This window comes from Methylorubrum populi, from assembly GCA_036946625.1.
Lineage (GTDB): Bacteria > Pseudomonadota > Alphaproteobacteria > Rhizobiales > Beijerinckiaceae > Methylobacterium > Methylobacterium populi_C.
The window spans coordinates 1,594,119-1,607,258 of sequence record JAQIIU010000002.1 but is presented as its reverse complement, the minus strand read 5'-3'; the positions used below and the strand labels follow the sequence as shown (position 1 = coordinate 1,607,258).

Annotated in this window: 9 protein-coding genes; 5 read left to right on the top strand and 4 right to left on the bottom strand. The window is 71.4% G+C overall.

What is annotated here, in order from left to right:
- Positions 1-8: 8 nt before the first annotated feature.
- Positions 9-1,325 (bottom strand): hemolysin family protein, encoded by a 1,317-nt coding sequence (locus tag PGN25_09525; GenBank protein MEH3117816.1) that lies wholly within the window; start codon positions 1,323-1,325, stop codon positions 9-11.
- Positions 1,326-1,673: 348 nt separating this feature from the next.
- Here PGN25_09525 and PGN25_09520 point away from each other — a divergent pair, with 348 nt between their 5' ends.
- Complete coding sequence (locus tag PGN25_09520) at positions 1,674-4,676, top strand: glycosyltransferase (GenBank protein ID MEH3117815.1); 3,003 nt, start codon at positions 1,674-1,676, stop codon at positions 4,674-4,676.
- A gap of 3 nt (positions 4,677-4,679) precedes the next feature.
- Here the strand turns inward: PGN25_09520 and purN are convergent, their stop codons facing one another.
- The 3 genes from purN to PGN25_09505 form a co-directional block, all read right to left on the bottom strand.
- Positions 4,680-5,342: a phosphoribosylglycinamide formyltransferase gene (gene purN / locus PGN25_09515; GenBank protein MEH3117814.1), complete on the bottom strand. Its 663-nt coding sequence runs from the start codon at positions 5,340-5,342 to the stop codon at positions 4,680-4,682.
- 105 nt (positions 5,343-5,447) lie between these two features.
- Complete coding sequence (gene purM, locus PGN25_09510) at positions 5,448-6,515, bottom strand: phosphoribosylformylglycinamidine cyclo-ligase (protein ID MEH3117813.1); 1,068 nt, start codon at positions 6,513-6,515, stop codon at positions 5,448-5,450.
- Between the two features lie 118 nt (positions 6,516-6,633).
- On the bottom strand, positions 6,634-6,891 hold the full coding sequence (locus PGN25_09505; protein MEH3117812.1) for a DUF6429 family protein: 258 nt from the start codon (positions 6,889-6,891) through the stop codon (positions 6,634-6,636).
- Between the two features lie 157 nt (positions 6,892-7,048).
- On the opposite strand from PGN25_09505, the gene PGN25_09500 reads away from it, so the two are divergent.
- The 4 genes from PGN25_09500 to ppx all read left to right on the top strand — a co-directional run bounded on the left by PGN25_09500 (position 7,049) and on the right by ppx (position 13,090).
- Complete coding sequence (locus PGN25_09500; protein MEH3117811.1) at positions 7,049-8,161, top strand: AI-2E family transporter; 1,113 nt, start codon at positions 7,049-7,051, stop codon at positions 8,159-8,161.
- Between the two features lie 27 nt (positions 8,162-8,188).
- Positions 8,189-8,944, top strand: a complete 756-nt coding sequence (locus PGN25_09495) for a hypothetical protein (protein ID MEH3117810.1) — start codon at positions 8,189-8,191, stop codon at positions 8,942-8,944.
- Positions 8,945-9,038: 94 nt separating this feature from the next.
- Complete coding sequence (locus PGN25_09490; GenBank protein ID MEH3117809.1) at positions 9,039-11,405, top strand: RNA degradosome polyphosphate kinase; 2,367 nt, start codon at positions 9,039-9,041, stop codon at positions 11,403-11,405.
- 188 nt (positions 11,406-11,593) lie between these two features.
- Positions 11,594-13,090 carry an exopolyphosphatase gene (ppx, locus tag PGN25_09485; protein MEH3117808.1) on the top strand — a complete coding sequence of 499 codons (1,497 nt, stop codon included), beginning with the start codon at positions 11,594-11,596 and terminating at the stop codon, positions 13,088-13,090.
- The last annotated feature ends 50 nt before the right edge of the window (positions 13,091-13,140 follow it).

Here is a 13,140-nt window from a genome sequence, read left to right as displayed (position 1 = left end):
GGGGCCGCTCAGGCGTCCGCCAGCCGGGTGGCGAGCACCTTGTCGATGCGCCGCCCGTCCATGTCGACCACCTCGATGCGCCACCCTTGCGTCTCGATCGCGTCGCCTTCCGTGGGGATGCGGCCGAGCTGGACGATGACGAAGCCGGCCAGCGTCGAGAAGTCGTCCGAGCGCGGCCGGTCCGGGAAGCCGAGGCGGTCGAAGGCGTCGGTCGCCGACATCATGCCGTCGATGAGCAGCGAGCCGTCCTCGCGCTCGGTCACCATCCGCTCCTCGCCGGGTTCGGGGATCTCGCCGGCCATCGCCTCCAACAGGTCGGTCTGGGTGACGATGCCCTCCAGGCTGCCGTACTCGTCGACGACGATGGCCATGCGCACCGGCTTGGTCTGGAACATCTCCAGCACCTTCAGGATCGCCAGCCCCTCGTGCACGACGATGGGCTCGCGGGTGGCGGCCTTCACGTCGAGGGGCTTGCCGTCGAGGAACTGGTCGAGCAGGTCCTGCTTCCTCAGAACGCCGAGCACGTCGTCGATCTGCGCGCGGCTCACCACGATCTGCTCGTGGCGGCAGGTGCGCACCGCCTCGATGATCTCCTCCTCGGTCTCGTCGAGGTCGACCCAGTCCACCTCGTTGCGCGGCGTCATGATCTCGCGGATGCGCCGTCCGCCGATGGCGAGGATGCGCGCCACGGCGTCCTCCTGCGCCTCGTGCAGCAGGCCCGCCTCGTGGCTCGCGGTGACGAGCAGGCTGAGCTCCTTCGGCGAGGGGAGGTTGCCCTCACCCTCGCCGGGTTGCAGGCCCATCAGCCGCAGCACGCCGTTGCCGAGCCCGTTGAGGAAGTGGATCGCCGGGCCGAAGATCGTCAGGAAGATCGTGAGCGGGCGCACGATCACCAGCGCGGTGCGCTCGCTGCGCTGGAGCGCGAGGCTCTTCGGCGCCAGCTCGCCCAGCACGATGTGCAGGGTGGTGATGACCGCGAACGCCAGCGCGATCGACAGCGTGTGCGCGGTGATGCCGGCGGCCGTCGGCGGCAGCCAGCCGAACAGCGGTTCGATCAGGTGGGCCAGAGCTGGCTCGCCGACCCAGCCCAGGGCCAGCGAGGAGAGGGTGATGCCGAGCTGCGTCGCGGCGAGATGCGCGTCGAGCCGGTCGGTGGCGCGCTGGAGCGCCCGGGCATTGAGCCGGCCCGCGTTGACCAGCTCGGCGATCCGGCTGCGCCGCACCGCGACGAGGGAGAATTCCGCCGCGACGAAGAAGCCGTTGGCGAAGACGAGCGCGACGACGGCGACGAGGCCGAGCGCCGAAGACCAGAGACCGTCCGAAATCGTGCCCTCCCGGGGCCAAGCCGCACCCAACCGCCGCGCGCGACGGCGGCACCGATGCTCAGTGTCTCTCACGAAACTCCCGCTGCGCCGTCGCACCCGGAGCGAGCGCGGTCGGTGATCGGGAGTTTCGTGAGGCACTCTTAGAGCCGAACCCGGTGACGGGGGAAGGGGTTCGGAGCCATTCCCGCCTTGCGTCCGGCTTCGGTTGTGGGGAAAACGCCGCCCCGGCCGCGCCACACTTCGTTCCCATGCTTCCCGCCGGGCCGGAACCAGGGCGGTCGAGCGGGCGGCGGGGATCCGTGCGTCCGGCGCGCCGGGCCCCGTATCCGCGTTTCGAAGGAAGTGGTCGTGATCAAGCTGCCGAGGCTGCTTCGGCCCAAGCGCCGCGATGCGGCGATCGCCGCCCCCTTCTTCGATCCCGCCTTCTACCGCTCCGCCTATCCCGACGTCGCCGCGGGCGGGGGCGACTCGCTCCTGCACTATCTCGATCACGGCTGGCGGGAGGGCCGCGACCCCTCGGCGGTGTTCTCGACCCTGTACTACCTCGATCGCCACCTCGCGGATGGCGCGCCGACCAATCCGCTCCTGCACTACGCGCGACTGTCCGGGGCGGAACGGCTGCGGGTCGCGACCCTGCCGGGAGCCGACTTCCCGGCCCTGCAGGCCGAGGGCGTCGCGCCCTATTTCGACGCGGCGTTCTACGCCCGTGTCGCCGGGCTGGAGGGCGGCGAGGATCCGCTCGCCCACTACCTGACCAAGGGATGGCGGCGGGGGCTCGACCCGAACGACGCCTTCAGGGGGGAGACCTACCTTCAGCGCCACGCCCATATGCGGCGCCTCGACGTCAGCCCGTTCTACCATTTCGTCGCCACGCGCCGGCTCCAGGCGGCGGAGGCGGCCCCGTCGATCCCGCGCCCCAGGCCGCAGGCCGCCTCGCTTCCCGGCGATCCGGCGGAGGCGTCCGACGCGCAGGTCTACGAGACCGTCGCGGCCGCGTTCGACCGGGAGCATTACCTGGAGAAGAACGCCGACATCCGCCGGTCCGGCGTCGATCCGGTCCGCCACTTCCTCGATTTCGGCGCCCGCGAAGACCGCGACCCCAGCCCCGACTTCTCGGTGCGCTACTACCGCAAGCAGTACCGCCGGGAGATCGGCACCGGGGTCAACCCGTACTTCCACTACCTCGCGGCGGGGCGCGCCAGGGGCTTTCGCCCGACCGCCTTCGGCCTCGGCACGTGGCCCGCACAGGTCGCGCCGACGCCGGCCGAGTGGCGCTCGGCGCGCCCCGCCGCCGACATCGACGGGGCGCGGGCCGTGCTGATCATGCCGGTCTACAAGGGCTACGACGACACCCTGCGGGCGATCCACGCGGTGCTGAGCGCCCCCCAGGCGACGCCCTTCGCCCTCCTCGTCATCGACGACGGCAGCCCGGACGCGCGCCTGAGCGCGGCGCTGGCGGAACGGGCCGCCGACGGCCTGTTCGTCCTCGCCGTCAACGACGAGAATCTCGGCTTCGTGCGCACCTGCAACCGCGGCCTGGAGCGGGCGGCGGGCAAGGACGCCGTGCTCCTCAACGCCGACATCGTCGTCCACGGCGACTGGCTCGACCGCCTGCTCTGGCATCTGGACGCCGATCCGCGCGTCGCGACGGTCACGCCGTTCTCCAACAACGCCACGATCTGCAGCTACCCGACCCCGAACGTCGACAACCAGGCCCGGCTGGAGGTCGCGCCCGCCGAGATCGACGCCTATGCGCGCGTCTGCAACGCCCGCACCGGCTCGCCGGTGCCGACCGGAGTCGGCTTCTGCATGGCGATGGGCCGCGCGGCCATCGCCGCGGTCGGCCTCCTCGACGCCGGGACCTTCGGGCGCGGCTACGGCGAGGAGAACGACTTCTGCATGCGCGCCCTCAAGGCGGGCTTCACCAACCGCCTCGCCCACGACGTGTTCGTGTTCCACTCCGGAAGCGTCTCCTTCGGCACGCTGCTCGCGACCAAGGGCGCCGACATCTTCCGCACGATCCTGACCAAGCACCCGGACTATCAGCGCCGGGTCCACAACCACATCGCGCTCGATCCCGCCCGCTTCGCCCGCCGCCGGCTCGATCTCTACCGCTTCGCCCGGTGCGCGCGGGCGGGGGCGGAGCACGGCATCGCCCTGATCGTCACCCACGATCTCGGCGGCGGCATCGAGACCCATATCGAGGCGATGAGCGCCCGGCTCGCCGAGGCCGGTCGCGCCGCCGTGCTGCTGCGCATCGAGGAGCCCGGCGCGCTCAGGCTCGACCTGCCGGAGGCGAGCGCCGTCGACTTCCCCGTCTCCCTGCTCGATCCGCTCTCCCTCGGCCGGGACGCCGACCTCCTCGCCGAGCTGATCGGCTGGCTCGATCCGGCGATGGTGCACGTCCACTCCCTGGCCGGGCTCGACGCGCCCGCCACCGGCGCGGCCATGCGCCTGATCGAGGGGCTGGGAGCCGGCTACGACGTGACGCTCCACGACTACGCCCCGGTCTGCCACCGCAACAACCTCGTGCGGCCCGACGGCGTCTATTGTGGGCTGGCGGCGCCCGCCGCCTGCCGCGACTGCATCCGCCTCGACCGCGACGCGGAGGCGATCGCGCCGCCCGATCCCGAGGAGCGGCGCCGGATCTGGGCCGCCTTCCTGGGGAAGGCCCGGGCGGTCTTCGCGCCCTCGGCCGACCTCGCCGGCCGCATCGGCGGGGTATTGGCCCTCGACCGCATCACCCTGCGCCCGCACGAGGAGACGCTTTCGAGCGTCGCGCTCGCGCCGCGCCGCCGCAGGGAAGGTCCCCTGCGGGTGGCCGTGATCGGATCGATCGGCGCGCACAAGGGCTACGACATCGTCCACAACCTCGCCCTCGACGCCCGCCTGAGGCAGCTTCCCATCGTCTTCACCATCGTCGGACATTCCGCCGAGCCGCGGGCGATGGAGGCCGCGGGCGTGCGCGAGACCGGGCTCTACCGCAGCGACGCGGCAGCGCTCGCCGAGATCGCCCGGCTCGATCCCGACCTCGCCCTGCTCCCGTCGATCTGGCCGGAGACCTACTGCTACACGCTGTCCCTGGCGCTGGCGGCGGGCGTGCCCCCGGTGGTGTTCGATCTCGGCGCCCAGGCCGAGCGCCTGCGCGCGATCGGGGGCGGCCACCGGCTCGACATCGGCCTGGCCGACGAACCGCAGGCGCTGAACGCGGCGCTGCTCGCGCTCCCCGTCGACGCGCTCTGGGCCGTCCGCCGGCCGTTTCGCCCCACGGTCTACCCGCGGATTCTGGAGGATTATTACGGGCTGGCCGCACCCCCCGCCGAAACGCGCCGGCCCGCGGCCGCAGGTTGATCCTCAGAGCGCCAGGATCGCCGCATCGGCGCTGCGGTCACGGGTGGTGAAGCGCACGCGTCCGCCTTCCAGCACGGCGTCGCCCGCCGCGATCAGGGCCAGCGCCGCTGGGTAGAGCCGGTGCTCCTGCACGATCACCCGCGCGGCGAGCGCCTCGGCGTCGTCGCCGGGCAGAACCGGAACCGCCGCCTGCGCCACGATCGGTCCGGCATCGAGTTCCGGCACGACGTAGTGGACGGTGCAGCCGTGCAGGCGCATGCCGGCTTCGAGCGCCCGCTCGTGGGTGTGCGTGCCCTTGAACAACGGCAGCAGGGAGGGGTGGATGTTGATCATCCGCCCGGCCCAGGCTTCCACGAACGCGTCGGTGAGGATCCGCATGAAGCCGGCGAGCACGATCAGCTCGATCCCGGCGGCCTCGAGCTCCGCCTGAAGCGCGGCGTCGAAGCTCGCCCGGTCGGGATAGGCCTTGTGGTCGACGGTGCGGGCCGGGATGGCGGCCTCCCGCGCCCGCGCGAGGCCGCCTGCCTCGGGGCGGTTGGCGAGCACGAGCACGATCTCGGCCGGGTAATCGGGCGCCCGGGCCGCTTCGATCAGCGAGGCCATGTTCGAGCCGCGGCCGGAGATGAGGATCGCGACGCGTTTTTTGGGGCGGGGAGCGACGTTCATGCGACTTCCGACGAACCGGAGCTTCGACGCGCGGTAACCCTCCCCCCTCTGCGGGGGGAGGGATGGTGCCGTGACCAGCCGGTTTGCTGACCTGACGATGCGCTTTCAGAGCGCCAATTGCCCCGTGAACGTCACGGCGTCCGCCCCGCGCCGGGTGATGCGCCCGAGCCGGATCGGCGCCTCGCCGGCCTCGGAGAGCGCATCCGCCACGGCGTCGGCCGCGTCGGCGGCGGCGACCACCACCATGCCGATGCCGCAGTTGAAGGTGCGCAGCATCTCGGGTTCCGCGACGCCGCCCTCCCGCGCCAGCCAGCCGAAGACCGGCGGCACGGCCATCGCCGAGAGGTCGATCGCGATGCCCACACCCTCGGGCAGGACGCGGGGCAGGTTGTCGGGGAAGCCGCCGCCGGTGATGTGGGCGAGCGCCCGGATGCCGCCGGCCCGCTTCAGCGCGGCGAGCAGCGGCTTCACGTAGATCCGGGTCGGCTCCAGCAGCGCCTCGCCGAGGCTGCGGCCCGGTGCGAACGGGGCGTCCGCATCCCAGCCGAGGCCCGTCTTGGCCACGATCCGCCGCACCAGCGAGAACCCGTTCGAGTGCACGCCCGAGGAGGACAGGCCGAGCACGACGTCGCCGGGCAGGATGCCGGGGCGCGGCAGCAGCGTGCCGCGCTCGGCCGCACCCACGGAGAAGCCGGCGAGGTCGTAGTCGGAGCCGTCGTAGAGGCCCGGCATCTCGGCGGTCTCGCCGCCGATCAGCGCGCAGCCCGCCTGTCGGCAGCCCTCGGCGATGCCGCGCACGATGGCCGCGCCGACTCCCGGCACCAGCTTGCCCGTGGCGTAGTAGTCGAGGAAGAACAGCGGCTCGGCACCCTGGACGACGATGTCGTTGACGCACATCGCCACGAGGTCGATGCCGATCGTGTCGTGGCGCCCGGTCAGAATCGCGATCTTCACCTTGGTGCCGACGCCGTCGTTGGCGGCCACCAGGATCGGATCCTTGAAGCCGGCGGCCTTCAGGTCGAACAGGCCGCCGAAGCCGCCGATCTCCGCATCCGCCCCCGGCCGGCGCGTGGCGCGCACCAGCGGCTTGATGGTCTCGACGAGCGCGTTGCCCGCGTCGATGTCGACGCCGGCCTGCGCGTAGGTGAGCCCGTTCCCGTCCTGCGCCGTCATCGCCGCCCCGTCGTCCGGTCTATGCTGGTCTTTTGGCTGATCATGCGCAAACCCGCTGCCACATCGCGCCGCGATTGACCACCGTCACGGATGGAAGGCGGCCCGTTCGGGCACAGCATCATGCCTGGCTGCGGGCGAAAAGTTCCTCGAACAGGGCGGCCGAGCGTTCCTGGCCCTCCGGCGTGAGCCAGACCGACTTCGCCTTGCCGACGGGGTCGTCGATCAGCCCCTTGGCGTGGAGCCGGCCCAGCACGTCCCAGGAATGGCCCTTCCAGGCTCGGACGCCGTCGTGCAGCGTGAGTTGAAGGAGGGCCAGCACCGTATCGTCGATCCGGTCGAGGTCGTGGGTTCGATCAAGGTCTTCGTAAGATCCCATGGCTCGCACATCTCCCTCGCGCATCTCCCTCGGAATCGGGGCACCATCGAACGCGCCGCGGGCCGCGCCGCAAGTCCCGAATCGATCGCCCGCCTTGACCGGGACCGCCACGCTTCCCACTCTTTCGCATTGCGAAAGGGCGGCGAAGGGGGTCTCGATGCGCGGGCGGGCAATCATCGGGCTGTCCATTCTCGCGGTCCTCGTCTTCCTGCTCTACGAACTGCGCGAGGTGATGCTGCCCTTCGTGGCGGGGCTGGCGCTGGCCTACTTGCTCGATCCGCTCGCCGACCGCCTGGAACGGCTCGGCCTCGGGCGGCTCGCCGCGACCCTGCTGATCCTGGCGGGCTTCGTGATCGGGCTCGTGGTGGTGCTCATCATCGTCGTGCCGCTGGCCGCCGGGCAGATCGCCTCGCTCGTCAACGCCCTGCCGACGATGGTGGCGCGGCTCCAGAGCATCCTCGTCGAGCGCGCCGGGCCGCTCCTCCAGCGCATCGGCGGCGCGGAAGTCGTCAACGAGCTGCAATCCTCGGTCGGTGCCCTGGTCGGGCAGGGCGGGACGTGGTTCCTGGCCTTCCTCAAGTCGCTCTGGACGGGAAGCCAAGCGCTCGTCTCCATCGCCTCGCTCCTCGTCGTCACGCCGGTCGTCGCCTTCTACGTGCTGCACGACTGGGACCGGATGATCGCCGCCCTCGACGGCTGGGTGCCGCCGCGCCACCGCCCGACCGCGCGGCGGCTCGCGGGCGAGATCGACGGGGCGGTGACCGGCTTCGTGCGCGGCCAGAGCCTCGTCTGCCTCATCCTCGGCTCGTTCTACGCGGTCGGCCTGTTCCTCGTCGGGCTGAACTTCGGCGTACTGATCGGGATGATCTCAGGGTTTCTGACCTTCATCCCCTATGTCGGCACGCTCACCGGCTTCATGCTCTCGGTCGGCGTCGCCCTGGTGCAGTGGTGGCCCTCGGGCGACTGGCTGCCTATCGGGCTCACCGTCGGCGTGTTCCTGGTCGGGCAGTTCCTCGAAGGCAACGTGATCTCGCCCAAGCTCGTGGGCGACTCGGTCGGCCTGCATCCGGTCTGGCTGATGTTCGCGCTGCTGGCCTTCGGCTCGCTGTTCGGCTTCCTCGGGCTGCTGCTCGCCGTGCCGGTGGCCGCCTCCATCGGCGTCGTCGTGCGCTTCGGCATCGCGCGCTATCTCGAGAGCCGGCTCTACCGGGGCGACGGGCCGGTGCTGATCGGGGATGCCGAGGGTCGCCCGCTGCCGGCCCGCGATTGATCGCGCGCGACGGTGTAGAGTGCCCGGATGCGCGACAACGCCCCCCCGAAGCAGCTCGCCTTCGACCTGCCGCTCGATCCGCGCTACGGTGCCGAGGACTTTCTGGTCAGCCCCTCCAACGAGGAGGCCTGCGCCCTGATCGAGGCGTGGCCCGACTGGCCGGACACCGTGTTCCTGCTGCGCGGACCGGCAGGCAGCGGCAAGAGCCATCTCGCCTCGATCTGGGCGACGCGGGCGCAAGCCTGGACGGTCTCGGCCTCGGACGTGGCGATGGAGCGTGTCTCGCACCTGATCTCCAACGGCGCCCTGGTGATCGAGGACGTGGACCGCGAGGCCGGCCGCGACGAGGCGGGGCTGTTCCACCTGCTCAACCTCGCCCGCGAGCGGCGTTTTCCGGTCCTGCTCACGGCCTGCGGACCCGTCGACGGGTTCGGTCTGAAAGTGGCGGATCTTCGCTCGCGCCTGCGGCTCGCGCCCGGCGCCGAGATCGGCCCGCCGGACGACGCGCTGCTCAAGGCCGTCATCGTCAAGCTGTTCGCCGACCGGCAGCTCGGCATCGACACTTCGGTGGTCGACGCCCTGGCGCTGCGCATCGACCGTTCGCTCGCCCGCGCCCGCGAGGTCGTGGCCGAACTCGACCGCGACGCGCTCGGCCGCCGCCGCCGCATCACCCGCCCGCTGGCGCTCGCCGTGCTCGACCGGCTCGACGGCGCCGACGGCCCGGAGGAGGACGGCGAAGTGGGCGGCGATGAAGGGACTGACGCGGACGAGGGAGCGTCGTGAGCCCCGGCCCGTTGTCACGAAACCGTCAAACAGGGCCGGCCGCCCCGTGCTAGGGAGCCGCCGGACAGGACCGAAGCGGAAGGGAGCCAGCGCGTTGTCGGAAGGGGAGTCGGATGTCGTCGCCCGGGACGTGGAGGCGACCGAGGCCGAGGAGACCAGCCTCGCCACCGAGCGGGGCGTGCGCAGCGAATCCGCCCGCGCCCGCACCGCCCGTGCCGCCCGCATCCTCGCCGCCGAGAAGGCGGCGGAGAAGCCGGCCGAACCCGACGCGGGGGCCGAGGGCGCTGCGGCGGAGGCCGCCCGCGAGCCGGTGCTCGAGGCCGGCCGGTCGCTGCGCCACTCGCCCGAGCGCTTCGTCAACCGCGAGCTGTCCTGGCTCCAGTTCAACCGCCGGGTCCTGGAGGAATCCTCCAACCCGAATCACCCGCTTCTGGAGCAACTGCGCTTCCTCTCGATCTCGGCCAACAACCTCGACGAGTTCTTCATGGTGCGCGTCGCCGGCCTGCACGATCAGGTCCGCGCCGGCCTCGTCGTGCCCTCGCAGGACGGCCTGACCCCCTCCGAGCAGCTCGCGCGGATCGGCAACGAGGTGTCGCGGCTGGCCCTCGACCAGCAGGAGCGCTGGCGGGCGCTACGCGAGGAGCTGAACGCCAACGGCATCCATCTGGCCGATCCGGCCGAGCTGTCGCCCGAGCACCTCGCCTGGCTCGACGACTACTTCCTCACCTACGTCTTCCCCGTCCTGACGCCGCTCGCCATCGATCCGGCCCACCCCTTCCCGTTCATCCCCAATCTCGGCTTCACCGTCGCGCTGATGATGGTGCGGCCCCGCGACGGGCGCACCCTGCGCGCCCTGATCCGCCTGCCGTCGCTGCTCGACCGCTTCGTGCGCCTGCCCGACGTGGCCGGCGACGGCACCGCCCGCTTCGTCGCCATCGAGCAGGTGATCGCGAAGTATGCCGGCCGGCTCTTTCCCGGCTACTCGCTCAAAGGGCAGGGCGCCTTCCGCGTGGTGCGCGATTCCGATCTGGAGATCGAGGAGGAGGCCGAAGACCTCGTCCTGCACTTCGAATCGGCGATCAAGCGCCGCCGCCGCGGCGTCGTGATCCGCCTAGAGATCGAGGCGGGGATGACGGAGGAGCTGCGCGCCTTCGTCGCCGACGAACTGGAGATCGCCCCCGACTCGGTGTTCGTGGTCGAGGGGATGCTGGCGCTCAACGAGTTGTCGCAGATCGTCGGGATCGACCGGCCGGATCTCAAGTTCAAGCCCTACAATCCGCGCTTCCCCGAGCGGATCCGTGAATCGGGCGGCGACGTCTTCGCCGCGATCCGCCAGAAGGACTTCATCGTCCACCACCCCTACGAGTCGTTCGACTCGGTGGTGCAGTTTCTGGCGCAAGCCGCCCGCGACCCGAACGTGGTGGCGATCAAGCAGACGCTCTACCGCACCTCCTCGAACTCGCCGATCGTCGCCGCGCTCGCCGAGGCCGCGGAGGCCGGCAAGTCGGTCACCGCGCTCGTCGAGCTGAAGGCCCGGTTCGACGAGGAGGCCAACATCCGCTGGGCGCGCAACCTCGAAAAGGCCGGCGCGCAGGTGGTGTTCGGCTTCGTCGAACTGAAGACCCACGCCAAGCTGTCGATGGCGGTGCGCCGCGAGGGCGACCGCCTCGTCACCTACTGCCACGTCGGCACGGGCAACTATCACCCGATCACCGCGCGCATCTACACCGACCTGTCCTTCTTCACCGCCGACCCGGCCATCGGCCGCGACGTCTCGCGCATCTTCAACTTCGTCACCGGCTACGCCGAGCCGGCGGAACTGGAGCGCATGGCGGTCTCGCCGCTGACGCTGAAGCCGCGCCTGCTCCAGCACATCGAGGAGGAGATCGCCCATGCCCGGGCCGGGCGCCCGGCGGCGATCTGGATCAAGTGCAACTCGCTGGTCGATCCGCAGATCATCGACGCGCTCTACGATGCCAGCCAGGAGGGCGTGCAGATCGACTGCATCGTGCGCGGCATCTGCTGCCTGCGGCCCGGCATCCCGGGCCTGTCCGACACGATCCGCGTCAAGTCGATCGTCGGGCGCTTTCTCGAGCACGAGCGCGTCTACGCCTTCGGCAACGGCGCCGGGCTGCCGCATCCGAAGGCCACGGTCTACATCTCCTCGGCCGACCTGATGCAGCGCAACCTCGACCGGCGGGTCGAGGCGCTCCTGCCGATCACGAACTCGACTGTGCATCAGCAGGTGCTCGACCAGATCATGCTGGCCAACCTCCTCGACAACCGGCAAAGCTGGCGTGTACTGGCATCGGGCGCCAGCGAGCGGATCGGCCCCGCGGAAGGGGAGGAACCGTTCAACGCCCACAAGTATTTCATGACGAATCCGAGCCTGTCCGGGCGCGGCAAGTCGTCGAAGAAATCGAGCCCGCGGGCGCTCAGCCGCCGCTCGCAGCGGTCCTGACGACGGGCTGCGCCGGGCGGGCGACCCGCCCGGCACGAACGTGGGCGCTCCCGGCGCGGGGCGCCGTCCTAGAGCATCGTCCCGAAAGGTGGTTTCCGGCTTTCGGGACGATGCGCTCAAATGGGGGATGCATGGGTCCGACACGTCCGCACCTGACGCTCGCCCACTCCGCCGAACGGCCGGCCTCCATGACGACCGCACAGACGCCCAGCCCCGTCGCGATCATCGATATCGGCTCGAATTCCGTGCGGCTCGTCGCCTATGACGGGCTGCAGCGGGCGCCGACGCCGCTCTACAACGAGAAGGTGCTGTGCGGGCTCGGCCGCAGCGTCTTCTCCACGGGGCGCCTCAACGAGGATGCGGTGCAGCGGGCGCTGACCGCTTTGCGCCGCTTCCGCGTCCTGTGCGACACGATGCGGATCGCCCGCATCTTCGTGCTGGCGACGGCCGCCGCCCGGGACGCGGCCAACGGCCCGGCCTTCCTGGAAGCGGCGCGCGCGGCGCTCGGCCAGGACATCCAGCTTCTCTCCGGCCGGCGCGAGGCGGAGCTGTCGGCGCTCGGCGTCGTCTCCGGCTTCTACGCGCCCGACGGCGTGGTGGGCGATCTCGGCGGCGGCTCGCTCGAACTCGTCGACGTCAACGGCACCACCGTCGGCCAGGGCGTGACCATGCCGCTCGGGGGACTCGCTCTTCAGGATCTCTCGGAGGGCTCGCTGAAGAAGGCGCGCAAGCTCGCGCGGGAGCACCTGAAGAAGGCCGAGCCGCAGCTCGACACCCTGCGCGGGCGCTCGTTCTACGCGGTCGGCGGCACGTGGCGGGCGCTGGCACGGCTGCATCAGGCGGCGCGCGGCTACCCGCTCCACGTCATGCACGGCTACGCGGTCGAGCCCTCCGACGAGCTGAGCTTCCTCGAAATGGTCGAGGCGAGCGACGCCGCGACCCTGCAGGAGGTCGAGACCATCTCCGAGGCGCGCCGGCCGCTGCTGGCCTTCGGCGCCGTGGTGCTGGAGGAGATCATCCGGCTGGGGCGCCCCCGCGAGATCGCCATCTCCGCCTCCGGCGTGCGCGAGGGGCTGCTGTTCGAGCAGCTCGACCGCGAGGCCCGACTCACCGATCCGCTGATCGTCGCGGCGCAGGCGCTGAACGGGCAGCGCGCCCGCTCCCCCGGCCACGGCGAGGAACTGCGCGACTGGACCGACCACTTCATCGCCACCCTCGACGGCCCGGAGACCGCGGGCGAGCGGCGCCTGCGCCACGCCGCCTGCCTGCTCTCGGATATCGGCTGGCGGGCCCATCCCGACTATCGCGGCGAGCAGAGCCTCAACGTGATCGCCAACGCCGCCTTCGCCGGGATCGACCATCCCGGCCGCGCCTATCTCGCCCTGTCGGGCTATTTCCGCCACGAGGGCGTGGCGCCGGAACGGGCGAGCCCGACCCTGCGGGCGCTCGCCGGTCCCCGCCTGTTCGACCGCGCCCGCCTCGTCGGCGCGCTGATGCGCGTGGCCTTCCCGGTCTCGGCCGGGATGGAGGGGCCGCTCAAGCGGATGCCGCTCGCGGTGGAGGACGGCAAGGTGGTGCTGCGCCTGCCGGCCGAATGGGCCGAGCTCAATGGCGAGCGTCTGCTGAACCGGGTGCGTGGCCTCGGCCGCCTGATCGGCCTCGACGGGCGGGTCGAGGTCGCCTGACCGGTGTCGGCCCGGTGACTGTTCGCTTCGGTATCGCCGCTTTTCGCTGA

Bases quoted from the DNA above. Each gene is read 5' to 3' on its own strand.
- purN (MEH3117814.1), bottom strand. From the start codon at position 5,342: ATGAACGTCGCTCCCCGCCCCAAAAAACGCGTCGCGATCCTCATCTCC.
- purM (MEH3117813.1), bottom strand. From the start codon at position 6,515: ATGACGGCGCAGGACGGGAACGGGCTCACCTACGCGCAGGCCGGCGTC.
- PGN25_09505 (MEH3117812.1), bottom strand. From the start codon at position 6,891: ATGGGATCTTACGAAGACCTTGATCGAACCCACGACCTCGACCGGATC.
- PGN25_09500 (MEH3117811.1), top strand. From the start codon at position 7,049: ATGCGCGGGCGGGCAATCATCGGGCTGTCCATTCTCGCGGTCCTCGTC.
- PGN25_09495 (MEH3117810.1), top strand. From the start codon at position 8,189: ATGCGCGACAACGCCCCCCCGAAGCAGCTCGCCTTCGACCTGCCGCTC.
- ppx (MEH3117808.1), top strand. From the start codon at position 11,594: ATGACGACCGCACAGACGCCCAGCCCCGTCGCGATCATCGATATCGGC.